We start from the raw sequence: 16,908 nt of genomic DNA, 5'->3' as shown, positions 1-16,908 counted from the left end.
GAGTTGCGACAAATAAGTTTGTTGCAATTTGGTTCACAGTCATACTTCCGTTTGAAAGATATGTTGAAAGCGCTTAAATCGTATTCAACAATACAGGAATGAGCCGTGCTTTGGCGGCGATGAGAGGAATGACATGGGTAGCTTTTCTATTTGGCATTGGCTGATTGTTCTGGCGGTCGTGCTGCTTCTGTTTGGCCGTGGCAAGATTCCCGAACTGATGGGTGATGTTGCCAAGGGTATCAAGAACTTCAAGCAGGGCATGTCTGAAGAAGACAAGGAAGCCGCGCACACGATCGATGCCAAGCCTGACGAAACCGTCAACGACGTCAAGAAGACGACGAAGTCCTGATACGTCATGAAGACCTGGTGCCTGCTAAGCGGCGCGCAGCAGGTCTTTGCCGTTCAACGGGCGGCTTTCTGCTAAAATGGGATGAGCGCGCCTGAAGCGCGGAGTGTCAAAACATGCTCGACATCGGTTGGTCTGAACTGCTGGTAATCGCAATCGTCATGATTGTGGTGGTTGGCCCCAAGGATTTGCCGAAGATGCTCAAGGCATTTGGCAAGGCGACCGCGCGCATGCGCTCCACGGCGAATGAATTCCGCCATCAGTTCAATGAAGCCCTGAAGGAAGCCGAACTCGAAGATGTGAAGAACATTGTCGATGAGGCGCGCAAGCTCGATCCCCGCTCCAAGCTCACGCAGGTGTTCGATCCGATTCGCAGCGCTGGCGAGGATTTGCGCTCAAGCCTGAAATCGACAACCTCGATGTCGCCCGCAGAACCCGAGAAGGTGGCTGAAGTCACGACACCGGTTGACACAGACGGCGCACCGGTTCCGGTTGACGCGGTTGCGGTCGACGCTCCGGCACAAAAGCCGGACACAACCGCGAAGGCGCCACGCAAAAAGGCAGCGCCTAAGCCTGCTGGCGAAAAACCGACGGCATCGAAGCCACGCGCATCAAGGGCGACTGCCAGGGCGGAGGCCATTGCAAAGCCTGTCGCGGCGAAGAAGGCACCAGCGGCTAAGCCGACTGCCGTCAAGCCTGCCGCGCCCGCCAAAAAAGCCACTAAAAAGACGACTGAAAAGACAGGAACCACAGAGTGAACCGGGACGAGGACGAAATTGAACAGAGCTCAGCTCCTCTGCTCGAACACCTGATTGAATTGCGCCGCCGCCTGATATGGGCGATTCTGGCGTTCTTCGTCGCTTTTGTTTTCTGTTTTGCCTTTGCAAAACAGCTCTTCAATCTGCTCGTCGTGCCTTATCAGTGGGCGATAGACTGGGCGGGTATGGATCGTTCCAAGGCTGAACTGATCTATACTGCCCCGCAGGAGTTCTTTTTCACCCAGGTCAAGGTCGCCATGTTTGGCGGCGTTGTTCTGGCTTTTCCGATCATTGCGGCACAGATCTACAAATTCGTGGCGCCCGGCCTTTACAAGCATGAGCGCATGGCCTTTCTGCCATTTTTGATTGCTTCGCCGATCTTGTTCCTTGTTGGTGGCGCGCTTGTTTATTTCTTCTTCACGCCGATGGTGATGTGGTTCTTCCTCACCATGCAGCAAAGCGGCGGCGGCGGGGAAGTTCAGATTTCGCTTCTGCCAAAGGTCTCCGAATATCTCAGCCTGATCATGACGCTCATTTTTGCGTTTGGTCTGGTCTTTCAGTTGCCCGTGGTAACGAGCCTGATGGCGCGTGCCGGATTGGTAACCTCGGCAGGCCTCAAGGATAAACGCAAATATGCAATTGTGATCGCATTCGTGGTTGCAGCGGTGCTTACGCCGCCCGACCCCGCGAGCCAGATCGGGCTTGCCTTGCCGACCATCCTTCTCTACGAGATTTCCATTATATTGGCCCGGATGATCGAGAAGCAGCGCGATGAAGCCAAGACTGCGGCGGAAGCCGAAGACAGCGCTTCCCCTTCCTGATCCGGCTCTGTGAAATCAAGGGCTGCATCCTCTGCGGCCCTACCTCTCTTGATGTGACGAAACGGTTTTTCCATGCTCGACATAAAATGGATTCGCGATAACCCCGATGCTCTCGACAAGGCGCTTGCCAGGCGCGGGGCAGGGCCGCTCTCAGCCGAGCTCATTGCCCTCGATGAAAACCGCCGCGAGCATGTCGGCAAGGTGCAGGCTGCACAGGAACGCCGCAATGCAGCATCCAGGGAAATCGGCAAGGCGATGGCGCAAAAGGATGCAGCCACCGCCGACAGGCTCAAGGCGGAAGTAGGCGAACTCAAGACGTTTCTTTCCGGAGCCGAGGAAGAAGAACGCCGTCTGGACAGGGAGCTGAACGACGCGCTTTCGAGCATCCCCAACATTCCGCTCGATGATGTGCCGCTTGGCCAGGACGAAACGGACAATGTCGAAATTCGCCGCGTCGGCGAACAGACCGATTTCGCGTTCGAGCCAAAAGAGCATTTTGAACTGGGGGAAGCGCTGGGGCTGATGGATTTCGAGCGTGCCGCGAAACTTGCAGGCGCGCGCTTCACCATTCTCAAGGGGGCGCTTGCCCGCCTTGAACGCGCCCTTGGACAGTTCATGCTCGATCTGCATACGACGCAGCATGGCTATACGGAAACCATGCCTCCGTTAATGGTGCGCGATGAGGCGGTTTATGGCACGGGCCAATTGCCGAAATTCTCCGAAGACCTGTTTCGCACCACGGATGGCCGCTGGCTGATCCCGACTGCCGAGGTTCCGCTCACCAATCTGGTGGCGGACGAGATCGTCGATGTGAAAACACTTCCGCAGCGCTATACCGCCTTGACGCCCTGTTTTCGTTCGGAAGCGGGGTCTGCTGGTCGCGATACGCGCGGGATGTTGCGGCAGCATCAGTTTCTCAAGGTCGAAATGGTTTCAATTACCGACGCAGAAAGTGCGATTGCCGAACATGAGCGCATGACAGCCTGTGCGGAAGAAGTGTTGAAGCGATTGGGCCTGCCATTCCGCACTGTTGTGCTCTGCACGGGCGATATGGGCTTTGGCGCGCAGAAAACCTACGATATAGAGGTGTGGCTGCCGGGGCAGAAGGCCTATCGCGAAATTTCAAGCTGCTCGGTCTGCGGCGATTTTCAGGGCCGCCGCATGAATGCGCGCTATCGCCCGGAAGGCGAAAAGGCCACGCGTTTCGTGCATACGCTCAATGGATCGGGCGTCGCGGTCGGGCGCGCTCTGATCGCGGTCATGGAAAATTATCAGGAAGAAGGCGGAAGCATTCGTATTCCTGAAGCACTCCAGCCTTATATGGGCGCAATCACGCGGATTGAGAAAGCCGCCTGACCAGTTTTCCATATAGGAAGGAATGAAAACGTGCGTATTCTCTTGACCAATGATGATGGTATCCACGCCGAGGGCCTTGCGGTTCTGGAGCGCATTGCGCGCCAGCTCTCCGATGATGTCTGGGTCGTAGCGCCGGAAACGGATCAGAGCGGCCTTGCCCATTCGCTGACGCTTTCCGAGCCGCTGCGCCTGCGCCAGATCGATGATCGCCATTTTGCATTGCGCGGCACGCCTACCGATTGCGTCATCATGGGCGTGCGCCATGTCCTGCCCGTCGCGCCGGATTTGATTTTGTCCGGCGTAAACTCAGGCGCCAATATGGCTGACGATGTGACCTATTCGGGCACCGTCGCGGGCGCAATGGAAGGTACCCTGCTCGGGATTCGCTCTATCGCACTCTCGCAGGAATATGACTACGAAGGTGACCGCCGCATCGTACCGTGGGAAACGGCGGAAACGCATGCGCCCGCTCTGATCAGGAAACTCGTTGAAGCCGGTTGGCCGGAAGGGGTCTTGCTCAATCTGAACTTCCCCAATTGCGCACCGGAAGAAGTGCAGGGCACACGCGTTACCGCACAGGGCAAGCTCAGCCATGATGCACGGCTCGACGAGCGGCGCGACGGTCGCGGATTTCCTTATTTCTGGTTGCAGTTTGGCCGTTCCAAGGCGGATGTTGCACAGGACAGCGATATTGCGGCAATCCGGGCGGATTGCATTTCGGTGACGCCGTTGCAACTCGATCTGACTGCGCAGGCAGTGCGCGCGCAATTGAGTGCTGCGCTTGAGGTAGACGCATGAACCAGACCGTGTCTGAACGCCAGAAGCTTTCGGACAAGGAAGGATTTGCGTCCTTCGTATTACGCATGCGGGCGCGGGGCATCGATGATCCCCGCCTGTTTGCGGCAATCGAATCAACACCGCGTCAAAGTTTTCTCGGCGCTTCATGGGCGCAACTTGCCTATAGTCCGCGCACGGCGCCGCTTGATTGCGGCGCATATATCGAAGGTATCGACGATCAGGCGCGTATTATTTCGGCGCTTCAGCTTGAGCCGGGGCATCGTGTGCTTGAAATCGGCACGGGGTCCGGTTTTACCGCGGCTGTCATGTCGACATTATCGGGACGCGTCACCACCATTGAACGCTATCGCAAATTATGCGACCGCGCCCTGCAGCAGTTTGTGACCCTTAAGCGCGATAATATCGTGGTAAAACACGCCGACGGTCGACATGGCGTCGCGGGCGGGCCGTTCGACCGCATCATTATCTGGCTTTCTTGCGAAGATGTTCCCCGCCATTTTGTGGAGTTGCTGGCGACCCATGGCGTGTTGATCGCGCCGGTCGGCCCCGGCGAAGGCCAGCAACTGGTGACGCGCATAGCAAAGGTGGGCAGCCGCTTCGAGCAGGAAAATATTATGGCTGTGCGCTATCAGCCCTTTATCGAAGGGGTTTCGTCGGTTCTTTAAAACGTCCGTGACGGGCTGTCTTATACTTATGGTGTCTAATTGGTGAATTTTTTTTGCCCGAATTTCGATTCTTAACCAGCGAGTAACATTAACGCGTTTTAATTGGTCCCAGTGAGTATTCAGAGTGTGGGCGAGTTGAACATGCGTTTTCCAATATTGCAGCATACGTCCGAGCGCCTTTTGCGGAATGCAGCGATCGTTCTGATCGCCGGTTTGGGTGCGGGTTGCAGCGCCGATACGATGCGCTTTACCGATGGGCTTTACACAGGCTCGACATCCAGCCAGCGCGTCGTGCAGCAATCTTCCAATAATGTCTATGCGTCCGCGCCGGTTTCGGCTGCGCCGCCTGTAGCGAGTGGAACCGTTCAGCGTAACAGCCTTCCGCCCGTATCTTCGGCTCCCGTTGCAGCGGCAGCGACACAGGCGCAAAATCAGGTCTACCAAGCGCAGGGCGCAGTGACAAACCGCGTCAATGATGCCGCAAGCAGCACGCAGACCCAGGTCGCGAGCGCAGCGGGTGCGGCCAATAATGCAGCGATTGGCGCAAAGGAAAAAGTCCTGGGCCAATTGCCCGCAACGGCAGATGGGGTTCCGCTTCCGGCACCCAATACGGCGGCCGTTCCAGCGCCTGCGCCCGCCACGAATAATGCAGCACAGACCGCTTCTGCTGGCGGGGCCTATACAGTTCAAAGCGGAGATTCGCTTTTTTCCATCGCGCAGAAGCACAATGTTCCGGTCGAGCAGTTGAAAAAGGCCAATGGGCTTAGCAATGGAGCCATTCGCGTCGGGCAGTCATTGGTCATTCCCGCTGCCGCCGCTGCACCTACGCAGGTTGCAGTGGTTACGCCGCAGCAGCCAAAGGCCGCCGATAATGTAAAGCCGGTGTCCACGCCGCCCAACGCAGCGGATGTGAAGCCCTATACGCCGCCACAGGCAAGTAACAAGGTTATTGAGGAAGCCGAGAAAGATCAGGCGGCAGCGCCGTCTTCGACAGGTATTTCACAGATGCGCTGGCCGGTGCGCGGACGCATATTGACGAGCTTCGGGCAGCGTGATGGCACGACCATCAATGACGGCATCGATATCATGGTGCCGGAAGGAACGACAGTCAAGGCAGCGGAAAATGGCGTCGTCATCTATGCTGGCGATGGCCTGAAAGAGTTCGGTCAGACGGTTCTGGTCCGCCACGACAATGGACTGGTCACCGTATATGGCCATAACAGCCAGATATTGGTGCAGCGCGGCCAGAAGGTGCGCCGTGGCGAGGATATTGCCAAATCGGGCATGAGCGGCAACGCGAAATCGCCGAAGCTCCATTTCGAGGTTCGCAAGGATTCGGCCCCGGTCAACCCGGCCAAATATCTGGAAACCTGATTCTTTAGTCTGGATAATGTAAAAAGGCGGGCCATTGACCCGCCTTTTTTACATTGCTTTACATTGTTTGGCCGAGACGGCCAGCAAGGTCCTGAATATATTGCCACGCCACACGGCCCGAGCGATTTCCACGCGTGGTTGCCCATTCGAGCGCTTCCGCATGCAGCTTCTGCCGGTCATAATCCAGATTGTAATGAGCCGCATAACCATCCACCATGGCAAGGTAATCGTCCTGGCTGCATTTGTGAAAACCGAGCCACAGGCCGAAGCGGTCGGACAACGATACTTTTTCCTCGATGGCTTCCGACGGGTTGATCGCCGTCGAGCGTTCATTGTCGATCATGTCGCGCGGCATCAGATGGCGGCGGTTCGACGTAGCATAGAAAATTACATTTTCTGGCCGACCTTCAACGCCGCCTTCAAGCGCTGCTTTCAGTGACTTGTAGGAGGTGTCGTCATGATCGAAGGAAAGATCATCGCAAAAAAGGACAAAACGCCAGGGTGTTTCCTTGATGAGATTCATCAAGGCGGGCAGACTGTCTATGTCCTCGCGGTGAATTTCGATCAGTTTGAGTGCTGGCTGGTCGGATAGTTCTGCATTGACGCTGGCCTGTGCGGCCTTGACCAGTGACGACTTGCCCATGCCGCGCGCGCCCCAGAGCAGGACATTATTAGCTGGATAACCTTTTGCGAAGCGACGCGTATTATCCACAAGCTGATCACGCACCAGATCGACCCCGCGGATAAGCGATATGTCGACACGGTTGACCTTTTCGACGGGATCCAGTGTCAGTCGTTCGGGTGCCCAGACGAAGCAATCGGCGGCTTCGAGATTGGGTCTGGAAGGTTGCGGCGGTGCGATGCGTTCCAATGCAGCGATCAGGCGGTCGAGTTTCTGGGTAAGCAGGTTTTCAGTTGTCATTTAAAGCCCTCAAATGTTGGAAAGGGCTTAACATGTCACAGCATGCGGGAAAAGTGTGCGACCTTGGCGCAGTCATGGTTTCGCCGGTTGCAATTGGCATGCCAAGCATTGTAATGCCGTAGACAATTCTATTTGAGACCCCAGAGGAGTTTGCGATGTTTGTAACCCCGGCTTTTGCTCAGGCGTCCGGCAGTGCTGTCGGACCGGATATGCTCATGAGCATTCTGCCCTTCGTCCTTATTTTCGTAATCATGTATTTTCTTATCATCCGTCCGCAGCGTACGCAGATGAAGAAGCGGCAGGAAATGCTCGCTGCTGTTCGTCGCGGCGATACGGTCGTGACTGGCGGCGGCATTGTCGGCAAGGTTCAGAAAGTCAATGATGACGGCGAAATCGAAGTCGAAATCGCCGAAGGTGTCCGTATTCGTGTTCTGCGCAGCACATTGATGGAAGTGCGCGTGAAGGGCGAACCGGTCGCCGATAATAAGAATAAATAAGCGCTTTCCGGAGCCTCCGGCTCTGATCGTCATCGGCTCTGCTTCCAGAAGCCGTCGATGGCCGGAATTCACTCAAGTGCAAATGCATGGCGCAACAGCCATGCATCCTGGCTGGAGAATGATTGAAACCTGCGCTCCGGCCCGTTTGATTTAAGCCGAAACGGAATTTCTGCTCTATGCTTTATTTTTCACGTTGGAAATCGGCGCTGATCTGGCTAGCGGTCATTGTCAGTTTCATTATCGCATCGCCAAACTTTTTCTCGCGTGAAAAACTAGCGAATCTGCCCGGCTTTCTGCCCAAACAGCAGGTTTCCCTCGGCTTGGACCTTTCCGGCGGCTCCCGTCTGGTTTTTCAGGTTCAGAATGCAGGTGAGGGCGATGTGGCCCGCGCGGCTGCGATCATGCGTCAGCGTCTGGAAGAACTCGGCTATGGCAGTCCCGTTGTCGAGGTCGAGGGCCGCAACCGGATTCGTGCTGAAGTGCCGGGCGTTTATGATGCGCAGCTTCTCAAGGATCTTCTTAGCCTGCGCGGCAGGCTGGCATTCCGCGCTGTCGATGATTCCATGTCGCCGGATGACGCTATTCGCGGCACGCCGCCTGCCGATAGCGAAATCGTCTATTCTTATGACGACCCGCCGATCGGCTACCTCGTTAAGAAAGAACCGGTCTTCACCGGCGCAGATATTACCGACGCCAGGGCGACAATATCGGAAGATGATAATGAGCCCGTCATAACGCTGACGCTGGATGAGACTGCGCGCAGCAATCTCGCGCGGGCAACCGCGCAAGCAACTGGCAAGAGCTTTGCAATCGTGATGGATAATCAGGTTGTCTCTGCTCCGCTCGTGGATGAACCGCTCGACACCAGCGAATTACAGATTTCGGGTGCATTCGATTTGCAATCCGCCAATAATATGGCGGTTGTCCTGCGCTCGGGCGCATTGCCACAGACCGTCTCGGTTCTTGAGGAGCGCACGATCGCATCTGCGCTTGGCACAAACTATGCGAGCGAAGCCGTGCTGGCAGCTGTTCTCGCCGCGGTGCTGGTCGGCCTTTTCATGGTGCTGTCCTACGGGATTCTCGGCGTTCTGGCCATGGTGGCCTTGCTTGCCAATATCATCATCCTCACTGCGATCTTGTCGCTGATCGGGGCGTCGATCAGCTTTGCGAGCATAGCCGGGCTTATTCTGACGATTGGCATGGCGGTGGATGCCCACGTCCTCATTTATGAGCGCGTGCGCGAAGACCGGCGCAAGGGATATTCGGTCGTGCAGGCGATGGAATCCGGTTTCTATCGTGCGCTTTCGACGATTGTCGATGCGAATTTGACGACGCTGATTGCAGCATTGGTGCTGTTCTTGCTGGGATCGGGTGCGGTGCATGGCTTTGCGCTCACGGTTGCTATCGGCATCGGAACGACGTTGTTCACCACGCTCACTTTCACGCGTCTTCTCATTGCGCAATGGGTGCGAACGGCAAAGCCCAAGGAAGTGCCAAAGCGCCGCCTCAAGCTGGTGCCGACAGTTACGCATATTCCCTTCATGCGGCTTCAATTCGCTACGCTCAGCGTTTCGGTTCTGGCTTGCGCCATCGTTATCGCGCTGTTCGTCAATATCGGCTTTAATTATGGCATCGACTTTCGCGGCGGCGCCATGGTCGAGCTTCAGGCCCGCAATGGCGAAGCCGATCTTGCGGACATCGATGAACGCCTCGCCGAACTCAATATCGATAATGCCCATGCGCTGCCCGCGAGTTCTGCGCGCGCAGCCTTGCTGATAATCGGCAGTCAGGAAGTGGGTGACGAAGCAGAGCAGACCGTGGCCGTCAAGCTGCGGGGTGAATTCGAGCAGGATTATTCGTTCCAGCGCGTCGAAGTCGTCGGCCCGACGGTTTCGGAACAATTGACGCAGGCGGGCATATTGGCGGTCATCCTGTCGCTTATCGGCATTTTTGCCTATGTCTGGATTCGCTTTCGCTGGCAGCTTGCATTGGGCGCGGTGCTTTCGACACTCCATGACGTCATTATTCTGGCGGGAATGTTCATTGTCTTCCGCATGGAATTCAATCTGTGGAGCGTGGCCGCGATCCTGACGATCATCGGTTATTCTCTCAATGATACGATCGTGATCTACGACCGTGTGCGTGAAAATCTTCGCCGTTATAAAAGCGCGCCGCTGCCTGCAATCATCGATGCGTCGATCAATCAGACATTATCACGCACCCTGCTGACATCATTCGTCACTTTCATTGCGCATATTCCGCTCTATGTATTTGGGGGTGCCGACGTTCGCAATTTTGCGCTGGCGCTCAGTGTTGGCATTATCGTGGCGAGCTATTCCTCCATTTTCATCGCGGCTCCTCTGCTGGTGCAGTTCGGGCTCAAGCCGCGCGGCACTGCCGACGACGACGGAATGGGGGATGATCTGGCGCAGTCGCTCAATCTGGACAGCATGTAATGACCCATGGCATTAAAATCCGCGAGGCGCATTTTCCGGGACGCGCTCCCATTGATGCCTATGGCAATGGCGGTTTTCGCTTTGCCGATATGTCGCATCGCGGGTCGATCCTCTGCCTGCCGTCCGGCATTCACGGCTGGGAACCGCAAACGCCGCCGATCCTGTCGCGACGCGACGTCGATATGATTCTGGAACAGGCGGCTGACATCGAAATTCTGCTGGTCGGCACCGGCGTGGATTTGCGGCGCATTCCCGATGATGTGCGCGCAGCTTTGCGCGCCCATCACATTTCATCCGATCCAATGAGCACGGGCGCTGCCGTGCGCACCTATAATGTGCTTCTTGCTGAAGATCGCGCGGTCGCGGCGGCACTGATTGCTGTAGACTGAGTTCATGAACCAGAACGAAGAACATTGCCTCGCCCTTCTGCGCGAAGCGGATCGGGACCGTTATCTTGGCGTGCTTTATGCGCCTGAAGACAAGCGGGGAGCGCTTGCCGCCCTTTATGCCTTCAATGCCGAGATTGCCCGCATTCGCGATCTTATTCATGAGCCGCTTCCGGCTGAGGTGCGCCTGCAATGGTGGCGCGATCTCATCAATGGTGAAGCGAGGGGAAGTGCAGATGCCAGCCCCGTCGCGGCAGCCCTTGTCGATGCGATAGAAAAATATGATCTTCCGCGCGTGGCATTCGACAATTATTGCGAAGCGCGCATTTTCGATTTTTATGACGACCCGATGCCCGCCCGCAACGATCTGGAAGGCTATTGCGGGGAAACCGCATCAATATTGATCCAGCTCGCCAGCCTTGTTCTGGACCGCGATGCGGCGCTCTCGCATGCAGAAATTGCGGGCCATGCGGGTGTTGCACAGGCGGTGACCGGGCTGATACGGCTTTTCCCGATCCATCGCCGGCGCGGCCAGCTTTATGCGCCTGCCGATATGTTGCAGGCGCTGGGCGTCACGCGCGAGGTTTTTCTGCGCAACGACGACAAGGCTGCGCATGAGCGTGTGGTAAGCGCCATGCTGGCCTTAGCGCGCGAACATTTCGCCATTTTTTCAAAGGCGAGGAAGGATTTGCCGAAAAGCCTGGTTCCCGCTTTTCTGCCCGTGGCCCTTGTGCCGGCCTATTTAAAGGCAATTGAACGACTGGGTGCAAAAGCTGTTGAAGAGGTGGCCGACCTTTCCCCTCTTCGCAAGCAATGGCTCATGCTGCGTGCCAGCTTTTCATATTAGAGCATTTCCAGCCAGTCGCGGCAATCGACAAGCGCGCGGGCGGCAAGCGCCTGCTTCTTGGCAATGGTCTTTTCCTTGCCGCGGAGCCGCTTGCCTTCGGGCTTTGGAACGTCGACGGGCGGAAATAGCCCGAAATTGACATTCATCGGCTGGAAGGAGCGCTTGCCCGGTTCGTCTTCCGTCACGATATGACCGCCGGTAATATGACCGAGCAGGGCACCGAAAGCGGTCGTAGCTGGCGGCGGCGTGACCGGTCTCCCAAGTCTTTCTGCGGCAGTGAAACGTCCGGCCAGCAGGCCGATGGCGGAGGATTCGACATAGCCTTCGCAACCGGTGATCTGGCCTGCAAAGCGCAGGGCGGGGCGGGATTTGAGCCGCAGGACCTTATCCAGCAGAACCGGCGAATTGAGATAGGTATTGCGATGCAGCCCGCCAAGACGGGCAAATTCCGCATTTTCCAGACCGGGAATCATTCGGAATATGTTCGTCTGCGCGCCATATTTCAGTTTCGTCTGAAAACCAACCATATTGTACAAGGTGCCGAGCGCATTATCCTGCCGCAATTGCACGACCGCATAGGGCTTGACGGTGGGATTATGCGCATTCGTCAACCCCATTGGCTTCATGGGGCCATGGCGCAGCGTTTCAGGCCCGCGTTCAGCCATGACTTCGATCGGCAGGCAGCCATCGAAATAGGGCGTACCTTCCCATTCCTTGAAGTCGGTTTTGTCACCTTCGATGAGTGCCGCGATGAACGCCTCATATTGCTCTTTGCTCATGGGGCAGTTGATATAATCCTTGCCCGTACCGCCCGGTCCCACTTTGTCATAGCGCGACTGAAACCAGCAAATATCCATATTGATGGAATCGAAATGGATAATCGGCGCGATGGCGTCGAAGAAGGCGAGGGCATCGGCATCCGTCTGCGCGCTGATGCTCTGGGCCAGCGACGGCGCGGTCAGCGGCCCTGTCGCAATGATTGTCGCGCCCCATTCCTCCGGCGGCAGGCCGGTGATTTCCTCGCGCTCGATGGTAATCAGAGGGTGGGCTTCCAGCTTTTGCGTAACCGCTTGAGCAAAACCATCACGATCGACCGCCAGTGCACCGCCCGCAGGAACCTGATGGGCGTCCGCACAGGCCATGATGAGCGAGTTTGCCAGCCGCATTTCGGCATGCAGCACGCCAACGGCATTGGTTTGAGCGTCGTCCGAGCGAAACGAATTGGAGCAAACCAGTTCCGCAAGCTGTTCGGTCTTGTGCGCATCGGTGCCGCGAACGGGCCGCATTTCATGCAGAACGACTGGAATGCCGGCCTGCGCAATCTGCCATGCCGCTTCGGAACCGGCAAGACCGCCGCCGACAATATGAATGGGTGAGGATGCTGTATCTTTTGACATGGCGATTTCCTTATCCCCTTTAAAGGTCGCCTTCAATGGGAGAGACAGGAGATTTGCACCCGCAAAAACAAATGGCATCCGTCGCGGGAGGAGAGCGACGGATGCCATTATTGTAAGGCCGGTATCCAAAAGGGGAGTGAGACCGGCCTTGTTATCGCAAGATCCCGGGAGGAGGAGTTTCTTGCGATGGCCGGACCTGATGGGAGGAGGATTCAGGTCCGGTGATTTGAAATTTGATTAGCGCTGGCGGGACTGCCGTGCAACATGAGGAATGTCGGCGCGCGAGATACCCAGATCGTTGAGTTCGCGGGTCGAAAGCTGGCTCAGCTCGTTGACCGTTTCACGGTAGCGGCGCCAGTTGTTATAAGAACGGAAGAGGTTCATAATGCTTTTCCTTCTCGGTTGGTAACTGGTGGTTGGTTCAATTCATCTTCTGTGTTGACGCTTATATAACCTGTTGTTTTCAAAGCTTGTAGGGCCAGTATTGCATAGCTGCCCTGCGGGCCGCGCAAGCCGCGCTAAATCGATTAGACTGGCGCGGCGTAAAATTGCCGCAAAGTGATTTGCTCTATCTGTTTGCCCGCAATTCGGTTTCCTGTATGTTCTCCTGTATCTGGAGTCCTAATTCGCTGGGATACTGACAATCAGGCCGACATTCAGGAGTGGTTTTGTCGTTTTCAATTTCCGTGGAACGTCTCATTGACCGATGGCAGCGCGATGGTCTTGTTGACCAGGAAACTGCATCGCGTCTTCATGCCGACCTGAAGAAGCGCACGCCGCATTTCAGTCTTGGCTCGGTTCTTGCCACACTCGGCGGGCTTTTGCTGGGTGCTGCGGTGATCATGCTTGTGGCTGCCAACTGGCAGGATATGCCGCGGCTCATGCGTCTGGCGTTCGTGTTCGTGCTGATCTGGGTTGGATATATAGGCGGTGCATGGCGTCAGTCGCGCGGCGACAGGATATTGCCTCCGGCCCTCTATATATTGGGTGCAGCCTCGTTTGGCGCAGGCATAGCACTGGTGGGGCAGATGTATCATATGTCGGGCGATATGCAGTCTGCCGCCCTTATCTGGGCGGGCGGCGTGCTCGTCTCCGCCTTTCTGCTGCGTGCGCCGGTGCTCTCGGCTGTCGGCGCGGGCGTGGCGTGCTTTTATCTGTCCACCTATATCATCAATCCCGCTTACGGTGATCTGAGCTATCGCTGGGCGGGGCCGCTGATGGCGCTGATTGGCGTTGCGGTTGCACTTTTTACCCGCTCCCGGCTTTCTGCTCATTTATGGGCATTGTTTATGATCTGCTGGACCGTGCTGATCTACAGCGAGGATGAAAGCTTTCTTGTGCTGATATTGATGGTCGTGGGGGGAACCGCACTCATGATGGTCGATTTTTTCAGCCATGAAAACTTGCAGAAACGGACCCGTTTTGCTCATCCCCTGGCTTCTTACGGCCTCATTCTGGCGCTGCTGGCGCTTGGCATCATGCAGATGGATCATCTGTTTTCGTCCACCTCTGAGGGCGCGCTCAACCATGACGTTTTATATGGCATCCTGATTCTCGCATTTTCAGTGGGGGCGCTTGCATTATGCGGGCGCGAAAATGGCGGCTTGCGCTCCATTGCTTATGCGGCTTTCTCTTTCGAAGTCCTCTATCTGGCATTTGCCACGGTCGGTTCCATGATCGGGACGTCGGGCTTTTTCCTGACGGCGGGTATTCTGGTTCTGCTTCTCGCTGCTTTTGTGCGCCGCATGGAGCAGCGTTTCGGGCACGCGCGCACCAATGGAGGCCTGTCATGACAATGCTTCCACGCAAATGGCTCTATGGCGGGGCGGTCATCAGCGCCTTGTTGCAATCAGGCATTCTCTATGCCGGAATCGAACAGCGGGCGGCGATACTGCGTTCGGGGCATGAGGTCGTGTTGCAGACCGAGCCTGTTGATCCGCGCGACCTGATGCGGGGAGATTATGTCACGCTGAACTATGAAATCTCCTCTGTTGCCCGCAAGGATATTGAGGGCCAGCCTCCAAATGATGCCCGCTCTGTTTATGTTGCATTGAAAGCGGGCAATGGAGGCGTTTGGCATCTCTCCCGCGCTTCTTTCGCACCTTTCAACGATTTGTCCGCTGATGAGGTGATGATACGCGGGACTGCCACCTATCCCGTTTCTGAAACCGGACCCGGCACTGTTCGGCTTCGTTATGGAATCGAGCGTTACTACGTGCCCGAAGGGGAAGGGCGCGCGATTGAAGACAGCCAGCGGGCGCTAAGGATCACGGCGGTCGTGGCAATCAATAATGCTGGCAAGGCGGTGCTCAAAGCCCTGCGCGACGACGGGCGGCAGCTTTATGAGGAACCGCTATATTGATTGCCCTGACCGGTTTATATCTCGCAGTTACGGCATTATATAGCTCTATTGGGTGATGATCTGCGCGCTGATCGGATCATAAGCCGGAGAAGCTGTCAGTTCTATACTGGAAACGCGGCTTTTTTCCTTTGAACCGGCAAAATTGAATGATATAGAGACGCGCGCTTTCGAGGGCAGTTTAATTTCTGCGGCTGATTTGATGCGTTCTGATGAATGCTTTTGGCCCAGAGGCGGATGTGGCGAAATTGGTAGACGCACCAGATTTAGGTTCTGGCGGGAGACCGTGGGGGTTCGAGTCCCTCCATCCGCACCAACTGCCATAAGGCAACGGAATTTCTCTTCCGCGACAAGGCAGGTAAGCCGAGGACGGCGGAACAATGACAGAAGTGAAGGTTTGACATGCAGGTTACCGAAACGCTCAATGAAGGGCTGAAGCGCGAGATTAAAGTCGTGGTTCCGGCCGGAGATCTCGAAGCCAAGCTCGTTGAGCGGCTCGAAACTGCTCGCAGCAGCGCACGCATCAACGGCTTCCGCCCGGGCAAGGTGCCGGCAGCGCATCTGCGCAAGATGTACGGCAAGTCTTTCATGGCCGAGATCGTCAATGAAATTCTCAATGATTCCTCGCGTTCGATTCTGGCCGACCGTAACGAAAAGTCGGCGACGCAGCCCGAAGTGATCATGTCCGAAGACGAGAAAGAGGCCGAACAGGTTCTCGACGGCAAGGCCGACTTCGTCTTTTCGCTCAACTATGAAGTGCTGCCCGCGATTGAAGTCAAGGATTTCTCCAAGATCGCCGTAACCCGCGAAGTCGTCGATATTCCTGATGAGGAAGTTGATGAGCAGGTCAAGCGCATTGCCTCCTCCACCCGTACCTTCGAAGCCAAGAAGGGCAAGGCCGAGGATGATGACCGTGTGACCATCGATTATCTCGGTAAGCTTGATGGCGAGCCGTTTGAAGGCGGTGCCGACAATGACGCGCAGCTGGTTCTGGGTTCGGGTCAGTTCATTCCGGGCTTTGAAGAACAACTCGTCGGCGTCAAGGCCGGTGACGAGAAGGTCATCAATGTGACGTTCCCGGCGGAATATGGCGCAGCGCACCTTGCCGGCAAGGAAGCCACTTTCGACATCAAGGTCAAGGAAGTCGCAAAGCCGAACGAACTGGAACTCAACGACGAAACCGCCAAGAAGCTCGGCATCGAGTCGCTTGAGCGTTTGCGTGAGGTTGTACGCGAACAGATCGAAAGCCAGTATGGCCAGATCACGCGCCAGAAGGTGAAGCGCCAGATTCTTGACGCTCTCGATGGCGATTATCAGTTCGAAACGCCGCAGAAGCTCGTTGATGCGGAGTTCAACAATATCTGGCAGCAGATCAATTTTGATCTGCAACAGGCTGGCCGCACGTTCGAAGACGAAGACACCACCGAAGAAGCCGCGCGCGAAGAATATCGCAAGCTTGCTGAACGTCGCGTGCGTCTGGGTCTGGTTCTGTCGGAAATTGGCGAAAAGGCTGGCGTTGAAGTTTCGGAAGAGGAATTGCAGCGCGCCGTCTACGATCAGGTTCGCCGCTATCCGGGCCAGGAAAAGGAAATCTACGAATTCCTGCGCAAGACGCCGGATGCTGTGGCTAACCTGCGCGCCCCGATCTTTGAGGAAAAGGTCGTTGACCATCTGCTCGCCAATATCGACGTAACCGACAAGAAGGTCACAAAGGAAGAGCTGACGGCAGAAGAAGACGAAGGCGCTTCGGAAGAAAAGCCTGCCAAGAAGGCTGCACCGAAGAAAAAGGCTGCTCCCAAAAAGAAGGCCGATGAAAGCAAGGCGGATGAGGGCAAGTCTGAAGAGGCTTGATGCCATCTGCCCCAATCAATACGGATCGGCCGCGCATTGCGCGGCCTTTTCGTTCATGGGGGGGCCTAAAAGCTT

At 56.2% G+C, this 16,908-nt stretch carries 17 protein-coding genes and 1 tRNA gene; 15 read left to right on the top strand and 3 right to left on the bottom strand.

Annotated features, from left to right (window positions below; all coding sequences use genetic code 11):
• The first annotated feature begins 133 nt into the window (after positions 1-133).
• The 7 genes from DKP76_RS09755 to dipM all read left to right on the top strand — a co-directional run bounded on the left by DKP76_RS09755 (position 134) and on the right by dipM (position 6,118).
• Positions 134-349 (top strand): twin-arginine translocase TatA/TatE family subunit, encoded by a 216-nt coding sequence (locus DKP76_RS09755; RefSeq protein WP_109706246.1) that lies wholly within the window; start codon positions 134-136, stop codon positions 347-349.
• 113 nt (positions 350-462) lie between these two features.
• The gene (tatB, locus tag DKP76_RS09750; protein WP_109706245.1) at positions 463-1,104 is read left to right on the top strand and encodes a Sec-independent protein translocase protein TatB; all 642 of its coding nucleotides are present in this window, start codon (positions 463-465) and stop codon (positions 1,102-1,104) included.
• Complete coding sequence (gene tatC, locus DKP76_RS09745; RefSeq protein WP_109706244.1) at positions 1,101-1,925, top strand: twin-arginine translocase subunit TatC; 825 nt, start codon at positions 1,101-1,103, stop codon at positions 1,923-1,925. Before tatB ends, tatC begins: the two co-directional genes overlap by 4 nt.
• A 72-nt stretch (positions 1,926-1,997) precedes the next feature.
• The gene (gene serS / locus DKP76_RS09740) at positions 1,998-3,281 is read left to right on the top strand and encodes a serine--tRNA ligase (protein WP_109706243.1); all 1,284 of its coding nucleotides are present in this window, start codon (positions 1,998-2,000) and stop codon (positions 3,279-3,281) included.
• A 30-nt stretch (positions 3,282-3,311) separates the two neighbouring features.
• Entirely contained in the window at positions 3,312-4,079 is a 768-nt protein-coding gene (gene surE, locus DKP76_RS09735) for a 5'/3'-nucleotidase SurE (protein WP_109706242.1), read from the top strand.
• Entirely contained in the window at positions 4,076-4,744 is a 669-nt protein-coding gene (locus DKP76_RS09730; protein ID WP_109706241.1) for a protein-L-isoaspartate(D-aspartate) O-methyltransferase, read from the top strand. The genes surE and DKP76_RS09730 overlap by 4 nt, the downstream gene beginning before the upstream one ends.
• A 126-nt stretch (positions 4,745-4,870) precedes the next feature.
• Entirely contained in the window at positions 4,871-6,118 is a 1,248-nt protein-coding gene (dipM, locus tag DKP76_RS09725) for a cell division endopeptidase DipM (protein ID WP_109706240.1), read from the top strand.
• A 58-nt stretch (positions 6,119-6,176) separates the two neighbouring features.
• Here dipM and DKP76_RS09720 read toward each other — a convergent pair whose 3' ends face one another.
• A complete protein-coding gene (locus DKP76_RS09720) occupies positions 6,177-7,040 on the bottom strand; it encodes an ATP-binding protein (protein ID WP_109706239.1) in 864 nt (287 codons plus the stop codon).
• Positions 7,041-7,195: 155 nt separating this feature from the next.
• On the opposite strand from DKP76_RS09720, the gene yajC reads away from it, so the two are divergent.
• The 4 genes from yajC (at position 7,196) to DKP76_RS09700 (ending at position 11,226) form a co-directional block, all read left to right on the top strand.
• Complete coding sequence (yajC, locus tag DKP76_RS09715) at positions 7,196-7,537, top strand: preprotein translocase subunit YajC (RefSeq protein ID WP_109706238.1); 342 nt, start codon at positions 7,196-7,198, stop codon at positions 7,535-7,537.
• Positions 7,538-7,713: 176 nt separating this feature from the next.
• Entirely contained in the window at positions 7,714-9,993 is a 2,280-nt protein-coding gene (gene secDF, locus DKP76_RS09710) for a protein translocase subunit SecDF (protein ID WP_109706237.1), read from the top strand.
• Positions 9,993-10,382, top strand: coding sequence for an Mth938-like domain-containing protein (locus DKP76_RS09705; RefSeq protein ID WP_109706236.1), 390 nt, complete (start codon positions 9,993-9,995; stop codon positions 10,380-10,382). The genes secDF and DKP76_RS09705 overlap by 1 nt, the downstream gene beginning before the upstream one ends.
• A gap of 4 nt (positions 10,383-10,386) precedes the next feature.
• Positions 10,387-11,226, top strand: a complete 840-nt coding sequence (locus DKP76_RS09700) for a phytoene/squalene synthase family protein (protein WP_109706235.1) — start codon at positions 10,387-10,389, stop codon at positions 11,224-11,226.
• Here DKP76_RS09700 and trmFO read toward each other — a convergent pair.
• Together trmFO and DKP76_RS09690 are read right to left on the bottom strand one after the other, a co-directional pair.
• Positions 11,223-12,623, bottom strand: a complete 1,401-nt coding sequence (trmFO, locus tag DKP76_RS09695) for a methylenetetrahydrofolate--tRNA-(uracil(54)-C(5))-methyltransferase (FADH(2)-oxidizing) TrmFO (protein WP_109706234.1) — start codon at positions 12,621-12,623, stop codon at positions 11,223-11,225. The genes DKP76_RS09700 and trmFO overlap by 4 nt on opposite strands.
• Before the next feature lie 237 nt (positions 12,624-12,860).
• Positions 12,861-13,007: a DUF1127 domain-containing protein gene (locus tag DKP76_RS09690; RefSeq protein ID WP_109706233.1), complete on the bottom strand. Its 147-nt coding sequence runs from the start codon at positions 13,005-13,007 to the stop codon at positions 12,861-12,863.
• 284 nt (positions 13,008-13,291) lie between these two features.
• Between DKP76_RS09690 and DKP76_RS09685 the strand changes: the two genes are divergently transcribed.
• The 4 genes from DKP76_RS09685 to tig all read left to right on the top strand — a co-directional run bounded on the left by DKP76_RS09685 (position 13,292) and on the right by tig (position 16,833).
• Positions 13,292-14,416 (top strand): DUF2157 domain-containing protein, encoded by a 1,125-nt coding sequence (locus tag DKP76_RS09685; protein ID WP_109706232.1) that lies wholly within the window; start codon positions 13,292-13,294, stop codon positions 14,414-14,416.
• Between the two features lie 2 nt (positions 14,417-14,418).
• Positions 14,419-14,985 (top strand): GDYXXLXY domain-containing protein, encoded by a 567-nt coding sequence (locus DKP76_RS09680; RefSeq protein WP_109706553.1) that lies wholly within the window; start codon positions 14,419-14,421, stop codon positions 14,983-14,985.
• 230 nt (positions 14,986-15,215) lie between these two features.
• Positions 15,216-15,298: transfer RNA gene (locus DKP76_RS09675), tRNA-Leu, on the top strand.
• An 86-nt stretch (positions 15,299-15,384) separates the two neighbouring features.
• On the top strand, positions 15,385-16,833 hold the full coding sequence (gene tig, locus DKP76_RS09670) for a trigger factor (RefSeq protein WP_109706231.1): 1,449 nt from the start codon (positions 15,385-15,387) through the stop codon (positions 16,831-16,833).
• Positions 16,834-16,908: the final 75 nt, after the last annotated feature.

The organism is Falsochrobactrum shanghaiense (genome assembly GCF_003149535.1).
GTDB lineage: Bacteria > Pseudomonadota > Alphaproteobacteria > Rhizobiales > Rhizobiaceae > Brucella > Brucella shanghaiense.
This window is presented reverse-complemented; position numbering and strand designations above follow the sequence as displayed.